Source organism: Micromonospora sp. CV4, from assembly GCF_003667455.1.
GTDB lineage: Bacteria > Actinomycetota > Actinomycetes > Mycobacteriales > Micromonosporaceae > Micromonospora.
Window position 1 is genome coordinate 1 of sequence record NZ_RCVI01000190.1, and the last position, 8,397, is coordinate 8,397.

An 8,397-nucleotide genomic window follows, 5' to 3' on the forward strand; every position below is an offset into this window, starting at 1 on the left:
GGCCGGGGTGTTGTCGGGGGCTCGGCGTTGGGCGAAGGTGGCGAAGGCCGTGAGGGACTCCGGATTGGCCAGTGCGCCCTTCGCGGCCGCCGAGTCGACCGGGGTGCCGGTGAGGATCTTCTTGACCGGGACCTCCAGCTTCTTCGACGAGAGCGTGCGGGGCACCGCACGCACCTGGTGGATCTCGTCCGGCACGTGCCGGGGGGAGAGCGCCGTACGCAGCTCGCGGCAGATCTTCGCGCGCATCGGGTCGTCCAGCTCCAGGCCCTCGGCGAGCACCACGAAGAGCAGCAGCTCGCCCGCGCCGCCCTCGTCGTCCTCCAAGTGCACGACGACCGAGTCGACCACCTCGTCCAGCCCCTCGACCACCGAGTAGAACTCGGCGGTGCCCAGCCGCACCCCGCCCCGGTTGAGGGTGGCGTCGGAGCGTCCGGTGATCACACAGCCGCCCCGTTCGTTGATGGTGATCCAGTCGCCGTGCCGCCAGACACCCGGGTAGACGTCGAAGTAGGCCTCTCGGTAGCGCGTGCCGTCCGGGTCGTTCCAGAAGCCCACCGGCATGCTCGGCATCGGCTCGGTGATCACCAGCTCACCCAGCTCGCCGATCACCGGGGTGCCGTCGGCCGAGCGGGCCTCCACCTTGGCGCCCAACGCCCGGCAGGCGATCTCGCCGGCGTACACCGGCAGCAGCGGCACCCCGCCGACGAAACCGGTGCACACGTCCGTGCCGCCGGACAGGGACTGGAGTTGGAGGTCGTCGCCGACGGTCTCGTACACCCAGGTGAAGCCCTCGGCGGGCAGCGGCGCCCCGGTGGAGCCGACGCCGCGCAGCGCGGACAGGTCGGCGACCTCCCGCGGCACCAGCCCGGCCTTGCGGCAGGCCAGCAGGTACGGCGCGGAGGTGCCGAAGTACGTGGTGCCGGTCTCCGCGGCCAGCCGCCACAGCCCACCCAGGTCGGGGTGACCCGGGTTGCCGTCGAAGAGCACGATGGTCGCGCCCACCGCCGGGCCGGAGACCAGGAAGTTCCACATCATCCACCCGGTGGTGGTGAACCAGAAGAACCGGTCGGCCGGGCCCAGATCGTGGTGCAGGGCGAGCATCTTCAGATGCTCCAGCAGGATGCCGCCGTGGCCGTGCACGATCGGCTTGGGCAGCCCGGTGGTGCCCGAGGAGTAGAGCACGTACAGCGGGTGGTCGAACGGCACCGGCGTGAACGCCAGTGGCTCGTCGGTGGGCGCGGCCAGCTCGGCCCAGCTCAACGCGCCGTCGGGTACGGCCGTCATCCGGTCCGAAGCGCCGCCCGACGGCGCGGAGGCCGAATCATGGCCGTCGGCGCCCGCCGGGTCGAGGTAGCCGATGCTGACGGTGTGCCGCAGCGACGGCAGGGCGGCCCGGATGGCGGCGACCTCGGCGCGGCGGTCCACCGGCTTGTCGCCGTACCGGTAGCCGTCCACGGCGACCAGCACGGTCGGCTCGATCTGCTGCCAGCGGTCGGTGACGCTGCGGGTGCCGAACTCGGGCGCGCAGGACGAGAAGATCGCGCCCAGGCTGGCGGTGGCCAGCAGCAGGACGTACGTCTCGGGAATGTTCGGGGCGTACGCCGCAACCCGGTCACCGGCGGTGACGCCGAGCCGGCGCAGTCCGGCCGCCACCCGGCGGACCTGCTCGCGCAACTCCCCGGCGGTCAGCGTGACCGGCGCCCGGGTCTGCCCGTGTGCGATCACCACCGGGTCGTCGTCGGCCCGCCCCGGCATCCGCAGCACGTTCTCGGCGTAGTTCAGCGTGGCCCCGGGGAACCAGCGGGCCCCCGGCATCCCCCGCTCGGCCAGGGTGGCGGTCGGCGGGGTGTGCGCCACCACCTCGAAGTGGTCCCAGATGGATCGCCAGAACCCGTCCAGGTCGGTGACCGACCAGCGCCACAGCGCGTCGTAGTCGGCGAAGTCCAGCCCGCGGTGCTCCCGTAGCCAGCGCAGGTAGCCGCCGATCCGGGACCGCTCGCGTACGTCCGCCGGCGGCGTCCACAGCACGTCACCCACTGCTCCACCCTCCCCTGGCCCGGCACGACACTGTGAATGGGCCGTGGCGCCATCTTGCCCTACCTCGAAGCGCCATTCTGCGCACCGGGTACGGCCACCGACGCGTGCCCACCCCACACTGCACCCCCGCCACCCATGTGGGAAGCAGGGGGAACCCCTCAGCCGGCGCGGTGCGCCTGGATGGCTCGGCGGCGGGCGAGGCGGTGCGCCCGGCGGATCTCGGCCTCCCGGTAGCGGCGCTCGTCGTCCGGCGTCTCCGGGAGCACCGGGCGGACCGTCCGCGGCGCCCCGCTCACGTCGACCCCGACGAAGACGAGGTACGCGGTGGCCACCCGGACCGGCGCGTCCTCGGCCGAGTCCCACCGTTCGGCGACCACCCGCACGCCCACCTCCATCGAGGTCTGCCCGGTCCAGTTCACCTGGGCGTGCGCGTGCACGAGGTCGCCGACCCGGACCGCCTCGGAGAAGACGATCTCGTCGATCGCCGCGGTCACCGCCGTCCCGCCGCTGTGCCGGGCGGCCGCGGCCCCCGCCACGTCGTCGACGAACTTCATCAGAACGCCGCCGTGCACGGTGCCGTACAGGTTCACGTCGACGGCGGTCATGATCTTGCTGAGGGTGACGCGGGAGTACGACGTCGGCTTGCCGGTCGGAGCGGCGGAGAGGTGCTCGGTCATGCCGGAAACGGTACGGTGCGCGGATGCGACATCTCTGGAGCTTCCTCGCCGGGCTGGTGGTGGTGCCCATCACGTGGGTGCTGGTCACACTCGGGCAGGACGGGTCGAGCCGGACGGTCGACCGCTGGGTGGAGATCGGCACCTTCAACACCGCCAACCTGATCGAGCCGGCCGTGTACCTCGGTGTCGGCGGTGTCCTGCTGGGCCTGCTCGGCACACTGCGCGTCTCGCCGCTGGGCCCACTGGTGGCCGGGCTGCTGCTGGTCACCCCGTACGTCGGGATGTTCGTGGCGCCGTTCGAGGTGCGGGACGCGATCCCGCACGGGTGGAAGGTGCTCGGCGATCCGCTGCCGCTGCGGCTTCCGGTGGAAAACGGCACCCTCTTCCTGATCGGCCTGCTGCTGCTGATGGCGGCGTTCAGCAGGCAACGGTGGCAGCAGTGGCCGCGCCCGGTGACCGAGCCGGCCACGGCACCGGCGCCGGCGGGTGGCCCCCGGAGTGACGACTTCACCCTGACCGACTGGCCGCCTCCCGAGCCCGCCGAGCGCGACACCACCCCGCCGACCCTCGGTTACCCGGCTGATCCGACGCCGACCGACCCACTGCCCCGCCGGGTGGGTGGCGAGTCGCCGTGGTCCGCGCCGCCGCGCGGCCAGCCGCGCCCCGAGGACACCACCGAGATCCGTTGACCGCGGGGCGGGCCGGGCGACCGGCCCGCCCCCAACCCGGAACCCACCGCGTGCGGTGGACGGGCGGGCGCGCTAGTGCAGTGCGACGGCCAGGTCCGGGTCGACGGCGCCGAGGTCGGCGCGCGGAACGACGAAGAGCATGACCAGCGTCGCGGCGGCCATGCCGCCCGCGATCACGATCGCCATCGGCACGCTCCCGGTGCCGAACAGGCCCACCAGGGGCGCCGACAGCGCGCCGACGCCGAACTGCACGGCGCCGAGCAGCGCGGCGGCGGTCCCGGCGGCCTCGCTGTGCCGGGTCATGGCCAGCGCCGGGGCGTTCGGCAGGGCCAGGCCCGCCGCGGCGAGGACCAGCCACAGCGACGCGAGCAGCGTGCCCAGACCGCCGAGGCCGGTCGCGGCGAACATGATCAGCAGCAGCCCGGCCGAGGTGCCGGCGATCAGGGCGCTGACCAGGATCTGCTGCGGGGTGTAGCGGCGCAGCAGCCGGACGTTGAACTGGGTGGCCGCGATCAGGCCGACCGCGCCCGCGCCGAAGGCCAGCCCGAACTGCTGCTCGTCGAGGCCGTACTGCTCCTGGAGCACGAAGGACGACCCGGAGACGTACGCGAACAGAGCGGCCATGGCCAGCCCGGCGACCAGCACCAGACCGACGAACGCCCGGTCGTTGAGCAGCCCCCGGTAGTCCCGCATGGTCGCACCCACCCCGCCGTGCCGGCGGCGCGCCACGGGAAGGGTCTCCGGCAGCCGCAACGCGGCGACGACGATGAGCAGCGCGCCCAGCACGGCCAGCGCCGCGAAGACGCCCCGCCATTCGGTCCACCGCAGCAGGCCGCTGCCCAGGGTCGGCGCGAGGATCGGGGCCAGGCCCATGACCAGCATCAGCCGGGAGAAGATCCGGGCGAACGAGGCGCCGCTGAACAGGTCGCGTACGACCGCGGTGGCGACCACAGTGGCGGCCGCCACCCCGAGCCCCTGCATGACGCGCAGCACGCCGAGCACGGCGATGCTCGGCGCGAACACGCACAGCACGGATGCCGCGACGTGCAGGGCCAGCCCGGCCAGCAGGGGCATCCGTCGCCCGACCACGTCGGAGAGCGGCCCGACCAGCAACTGGCCCAGCGCGAGGCCGAGCAGCGTGCCCGTCAGCGTCAACTGCACCGCGGTCTCGGTGGTCTGCAGGCCGGCCGTGATGGCGGGCAGCGCCGGCAGGTACATGTCGATGGTCAGCGGCCCGATCGCGATCATCGCGCCCAGCACGAGCACGAGCTGCGCCCGCTGGCGGTTCGTCATCAGATCGCCGGGCAGGACGTCCTGCTCAGAGGGGGTTTGGGGCGCGGTCTTCTCCAACAACTGCTTCATCATCTCGATTTCTCTGCGTGACTTCGGGCGTCGTTGGGCGTGCCCGACGTTGGGCAGCGAGGGGACGAGGCGAGCGGTGGGGTGACGGGTGATCGGGCTCTGTGAGTCTGTCTTCCCCCAACGTCGCAGGCCCGTATGACATGTCAGCTGTGTGGGGACTCACGCGCAGACGCCGACCGCCCCACCGCCGGAGGGGGCGGTGGGGCGGTCGGGCTCGATCGGGTCGCGGCCTAGACGGCGCCGCTGAGCAGTTGCCGCGCCATGACGATGCGCTGCACCTGGTTCGTGCCCTCGTAGATCTGGGTGATCTTGGCGTCCCGCATCATCCGCTCGACGGGGTAGTCCCGGGTGTAGCCGTAGCCCCCGAGCAGCTGCACCGCGTCGGTGGTGATCTCCATGGCGGCGTCGGACGCGAAGCACTTGGCCGCCGCGCCGAAGTAGGTCAGGTCCGCGTCGCCCCGCTCGGACTTGCCAGCCGCGGCGTAGGTGAGCTGCCGGGCCGCCTCCAGCTTCATGCCCATGTCGGCGAGCATGAACTGCACGCCCTGGAACTCGGCGACCGCCTTGCCGAACTGCCGGCGCTCGGCCACGTACCCCTTGGCGTAGTCGAGCGCGCCCTGCGCGATCCCGATGGCCTGGGCGGCGATGGTGACCCGGGTGTGGTCCAGGGTCCGCATCGCGGTGGCGAAGCCGGTGCCCTCCGCGCCGATGATGCGGTCCGCCGGGATCCGCACGTTGTCCAGGTAGACCTCGCGGGTGGGCGATCCCTTGATGCCGAGCTTCTTCTCCGGGGCGCCGAAGCTCACGCCGGCATCGGACTTCTCGACCACGAAGGCCGAAATTCCCCGGGACCGCGCGGTCGGGTCGGTGACCGCGAAGACGGTGTAGAACTCGGAGACGCCGGCGTTGGTGATCCAGCGCTTCACCCCGTTGAGCACCCAGTGATCCCCGTCACGCACCGCGCGGGTGGTCATCGAGGCGGCGTCGCTGCCCGCCTCCGGCTCGGAGAGGCAGTACGAGAACATCGCGTCGCCGGCCGCCACCGGCGTCAGATAGCGCCGCTTGAGGTCGTCGGAGCCGGACAGCAGCAGCGGCATCGTGCCGAGCTTGTTGACCGCGGGGATCAGGGACGAGGACGCGCAGGCCCGCGCCACCTCCTCGATCACGATGGCGGTGGCCAGCGCATCCGCGCCCGCGCCGCCGTACTCCTCGGGGATGTGCGGGGCGTGGAAGTCGGCCGCCCGCAGCGCGTCGTAGGACGCCTTCGGAAACTCAGCCGTCTCGTCGGCCTCGGCGGCGTGCGGAGCCACCTTCGCCGTGCAGACCTCCCGGACCGCCTCCCGGATCGCCTCGTGCTCCTCCGGCAACCGGTAGACGTCGAACGACTCCCCTGCGGCCACGTTGGCCCTCCCCTTCACCGCTATCATGCGCAGTCTGTGGCTTCCCCGGACCGCGACCGCGCAGACTGAAGGATAGCGACTGCAGTTCAGGTGAATGTTACCGGCGCGTAGGTTCAGGCTCGACGGAGCACCCACGGCGCCGAGCGATGATGAAAGACAGACAATGAGCCACCCCTCCGGTGCCCGGCCAGGCGCCGCAGCAGAATGCGACGCGACGAAGCGCCGCCAGTGCGAGCGGAGAAGACAGGCGTGACGATCCCCTATCCCACCATCCAGCCGACCCCCGCCATCGCCGCGGTGACGCCGCCCTCGGGCGCGCCCCGTCCGCGGGTGACCTTCCTGGGGACCGGTTACCTCGGTGCGACGTACGCCATCTGCTACGCCGAGCTGGGGTACGAGGTGCTCGGGTTCGACGTGGACGCTGACAAGATCGCGATGCTCAACGCCGGTCAGGTCCCGATCCACGAGCCCGGCCTGGACGAGCTGCTCAAGCGCAACCTGGCCGCCGGTCGGCTGCGGTTCAGCACCGACATCGCGGAGATCGCCGAGTTCGGCGACGTGCACTTCATCTGCGTCGGCACCCCCCAGCGGGCCGACGGCATGGGCGCCGACCTGTCGTACGTCGAGGCCTCGGTGACCAGCCTGGCGCAGCACCTGACCCGCAAGTCGCTGATCGTCGGCAAGTCCACCGTGCCGGTGGGCACCGCCGACTGGGTGGAGCAGCTCGTCGGCAAGCACACTCCCCACGACCTGGGCGTCGAGGTGGCGTGGAGCCCCGAGTTCCTCCAGGAGGGCTTCGCCGTCGACGACGTGCTGCGCCCGAACCGGATCGTGGTCGGCGTGAAGAGCGAGTGGGCCAACGGCATGCTGTACGCCGCGCACAAGGGCGTCTTCGACCTGGCCGCCACCGAGGACCGCGAGGTGCCCCTGGTGGTCACCGACTTCGCGACCGCCGAGCTGGTCAAGGTCGCCGCGAACGCCTTCCTGGCCACCAAGATCTCCTTCATCAACGCGATGGCCGAGGTCTGCGAGGCCTCCGGCGGCGACGTCACCCAGCTGGCCCGGGCCATCGGCTACGACCCGCGGATCGGCAACCGGTTCCTCCAGGCCGGCCTCGGCTTCGGCGGCGCCTGCCTGCCCAAGGACATTCGCGCCTTCCAGGCACGGGCACAGGAGCTGGGCGCCGGCGAGGCGCTGCGCTTCCTGCACGAGGTCGACCTGATCAACCTGCGCCGCCGTACCCGGGTGCTCCAGCTCGCCGCGGACCTGCTCGGCCGCCGCTCCGGGCCGGCGGGCCCGGACTTCTCCGGCACCCGGATCGCCGTGCTGGGCGCCACCTTCAAGCCCAACACCGACGACGTCCGCGACGCCCCGGCGCTCGCCGTCGCCGCACTGCTGCACAAGGCCGGCGCCGACGTGCACGTGTACGACCCGCAGGGCACCGAGAACGCTCGCCGCGCGGTACCCGAGCTGACCTACGAGACCGGCATCAACGAGGCGGTCGCCGACGCCGACCTGGTCTGCGTCCTCACCGAGTGGGCCGACTTCCGCAACGCCGACCCGGTCGCCCTCGGCGAGCTGGTGGCCGGCCGCAAGGTGGTCGACGGCCGCAACTGCCTCGACTCCGCACTGTGGACCCAGGCCGGCTGGGAGTACCGGGGCATGGGCCGCCCCTGACGGACGCCCTTCCTTCCGCCCGGAGCGCCGCTTTGCGGCGCGGAGGCGGAAGGAGGGGCGAACCCCGACCTCACCGGCCGGTCGCGGAGCACGTCTCCGTGGCCGGCCGGTGTCGTTGTTTGCCCCGGACCCGCCGACAAGTGTCGAAATCCGCGCCAGCTTTGGGCATGCTGCGACAGTGGGAGTCCACAGTGCGGGTGGAGGGGTGTCGTGGCGACCTTTCAGTGCTCCTCGTGCGGCCGGGAGATCAAGCCCGCCGTCCGCTGCCCGCACTGCGGGGCCGATCAGGCCCAGTGGGTCGAGCACCTGGCCGACATCGAGCGTTCGATCGCGGAGATGAAGGCGCGCGACGCCGCCATCGCCCGCGAGCAGCGGCAGATCGCCGCGAAGATGCAGGCCGCGCTCTTCCAGCGGGACATCCTCGCCCACGCCGGTGAGGAGCGGCTCAAGCAGGCCACCCGGCCGCGTCGGGTGCTGCGCCGCCGTCCGGGCCGCCGGCCGCCGACCGCGGACACCGGCGCCCCGCCCCGGGTGCCCCGTCAGGGCGCCGGTGTC

7 protein-coding genes are annotated in these 8,397 nt (G+C 72.3%); 3 read left to right on the forward strand and 4 right to left on the reverse strand.

Annotated elements, in window-relative coordinates:
• Both EAD98_RS06015 and EAD98_RS06020 read right to left on the reverse strand, forming a co-directional pair.
• Nucleotides 1–2,037, reverse strand: a 2,037-nt coding sequence (locus tag EAD98_RS06015) for an acetoacetate--CoA ligase (RefSeq protein WP_121653083.1), incomplete at its 3' end; no start/stop codon positions are given.
• A gap of 158 nt (nt 2,038–2,195) precedes the next feature.
• Entirely contained in the window at nt 2,196–2,714 is a 519-nt protein-coding gene (locus tag EAD98_RS06020) for an acyl-CoA thioesterase (RefSeq protein ID WP_121653084.1), read from the reverse strand.
• 23 nt (nt 2,715–2,737) lie between these two features.
• Here EAD98_RS06020 and EAD98_RS06025 point away from each other — a divergent pair, with 23 nt between their 5' ends.
• A complete protein-coding gene (locus tag EAD98_RS06025) occupies nt 2,738–3,403 on the forward strand; it encodes a hypothetical protein (RefSeq protein ID WP_121653085.1) in 666 nt (221 codons plus the stop codon).
• Nucleotides 3,404–3,475: 72 nt separating this feature from the next.
• Here EAD98_RS06025 and EAD98_RS06030 read toward each other — a convergent pair whose 3' ends face one another.
• Nucleotides 3,476–4,768 (reverse strand): Bcr/CflA family efflux MFS transporter, encoded by a 1,293-nt coding sequence (locus EAD98_RS06030; RefSeq protein WP_233583729.1) that lies wholly within the window; start codon nt 4,766–4,768, stop codon nt 3,476–3,478.
• Between the two features lie 227 nt (nt 4,769–4,995).
• Nucleotides 4,996–6,165, reverse strand: a complete 1,170-nt coding sequence (locus EAD98_RS06035) for an acyl-CoA dehydrogenase family protein (protein WP_121653086.1) — start codon at nt 6,163–6,165, stop codon at nt 4,996–4,998.
• A 249-nt stretch (nt 6,166–6,414) separates the two neighbouring features.
• Between EAD98_RS06035 and EAD98_RS06040 the strand changes: the two genes are divergently transcribed.
• Both EAD98_RS06040 and EAD98_RS06045 read left to right on the forward strand, forming a co-directional pair.
• Nucleotides 6,415–7,842, forward strand: a complete 1,428-nt coding sequence (locus tag EAD98_RS06040) for a UDP-glucose/GDP-mannose dehydrogenase family protein (protein ID WP_121653087.1) — start codon at nt 6,415–6,417, stop codon at nt 7,840–7,842.
• 210 nt (nt 7,843–8,052) lie between these two features.
• Nucleotides 8,053–8,397 (forward strand): hypothetical protein (locus tag EAD98_RS06045; protein WP_147457340.1); only part of this gene is annotated, 345 nt, incomplete at its 3' end.

Bases quoted from the DNA above. Each gene is read 5' to 3' on its own strand.
- EAD98_RS06020 (WP_121653084.1), bottom strand. From the start codon at position 2,714: ATGACCGAGCACCTCTCCGCCGCTCCGACCGGCAAGCCGACGTCGTAC.
- EAD98_RS06025 (WP_121653085.1), top strand. From the start codon at position 2,738: ATGCGACATCTCTGGAGCTTCCTCGCCGGGCTGGTGGTGGTGCCCATC.
- EAD98_RS06030 (WP_233583729.1), bottom strand. From the start codon at position 4,768: ATGATGAAGCAGTTGTTGGAGAAGACCGCGCCCCAAACCCCCTCTGAG.